A 1,556-nucleotide genomic window follows, 5' to 3' on the forward strand; every position below is an offset into this window, starting at 1 on the left:
CCCCCAGCAGTTGCAGGTCCACTCCCCCCGCCCCGCGGATGGCATCCTCGAAGGCCCGGCAGGCTGCCGGGATGTCAGTGGCCTGGCCGTCAGGCCCGTGGACATTCGCCGGGTCGATGTTGACCTGTTCGGTGAATTCGCGCCTGATCACTTCACGGTAGGACTCCGGGTGGCCGGCAGGCAGACCCACGTACTCGTCAAGGGCGAAGGCACGGACCTGGCTGAAATCCAGGCCGTCCCGCTCGTGCCGCAGCGCCAGCTCGTTGTAGACCGGCAGCGGTGACGAACCGGTGGCCAGGCCCAGGACGGCGTCGGGCTTGCGCCGGAGCAGCGCCTCGATCGCATCCGCCGCGAGGGCGGCGATCAGCTTGGTGCCGGACAGAATGACGACTTCCATGGCCTGCCTTCGCGCTTGCCTTGCCCCGTTGCGGTTATGCCGTAGTGGCAGGCTACCGCAGTCCCGGCCGCGGCGCGCGCGTCAGCGGTTGACGGCCAGCTGCGCCAGCAGTTCCGGTCCCCGCGCGTCGAGCCATTTCCCGCCCAGCCGGACCCCGGCGGCAAACAACCCGAGCCCCAGGACCGGACCCAGCACCAGGTTGATCCAACCTGGCACGGCACTGCCGGTGACGAATTGGGCCACGACGAGCGACACCTCGGGTAGCAGGAGCAGGAAGAGTGCCCCCATCCCGCCGAACTGCACCGCCATGGTCTGCGCCACGTTGCCCGGCGGTTTCTTGAACGGGCTGTCGCCGGGGAGCGGCACCGTGACCGTGTAGCGTGCCGATACCACCGAGGACAGGCCCATCCCGCTGAACAGGATACCGAGGGACAGCCCGAGCAGGCCGGGCAAGAGCTGCCAGTCCGCGCCGAACAGGAACGGCAGGACGCTGAGCACCAGCACGGCCGGCAGGGCGAAGACCAGACACGCCAGGGCACGGCCGAGCCGGTCGTGGATCCCCCGCACGCCCGTGGACAGGTGCAGCGCAAAGGCGGTGCTGTCGTAGGAGACATCTGTCGAGATGGACCAGGCAAGCAGGAACGCCGTCAGCGGACCGGTGAAGAGGAGCATCCCGTAGGATCCCGTCTGGGTGGCCTGGAACAGGGCCAGCACCGGCAGCAGCGGGATGACCACGAGGGCGCCCGCGTACCGGGGGTCCCGGAGCCAGTAGCTCAGGGACCGGGCCGCGACCGCACCCGTCGGCGTTCCCGGGAACAGCCGGAAGAAGCCCAGTCCGCGGGCTTTTTTGCTGGAGGTCCCGGCGTAGGGCGGCGTCACGAGCGCCCGCTGCAGCAGGAGCTTCCAGCCCAGCGCGAGTCCGGCGAGTGTGGCCAGCGCGATCAGGAACTTGAGGGCCGCGGCGCCGTAGCTGCCCGCGGCGAGTTCGCCGCCGAGGGACCATGCGGCCCCGGCAGGGGTCCACGACAGCGTCCGGGCAAGCCCGGGCAGGAACTCCCCGGACCCCGCAATCCCCCCGGCGACACCCGCCATGATCGGCCCCATCAGGACGAGGGGAATCAGGAAGACAACCGCGCTCGCGTCCTTGAAGCGGCGGGAA

General features: G+C 70.1%; 2 protein-coding genes. Both read right to left on the reverse strand.

Annotation, left to right across the window (positions count from 1 at the left end; genetic code table 11):
- Positions 1-397, reverse strand: a 397-nt coding sequence (locus BJQ90_RS17695) for a 6-phosphogluconolactonase (RefSeq protein WP_226761524.1), incomplete at its 3' end; no start/stop codon positions are given.
- Positions 398-478: 81 nt separating this feature from the next.
- Positions 479-1,556, reverse strand: a 1,078-nt coding sequence (locus BJQ90_RS17700) for a transporter (protein WP_226761525.1), incomplete at its 5' end; no start/stop codon positions are given.

The organism is Arthrobacter sp. SO3, from assembly GCF_020532825.1.
Lineage (GTDB): Bacteria > Actinomycetota > Actinomycetes > Actinomycetales > Micrococcaceae > Arthrobacter.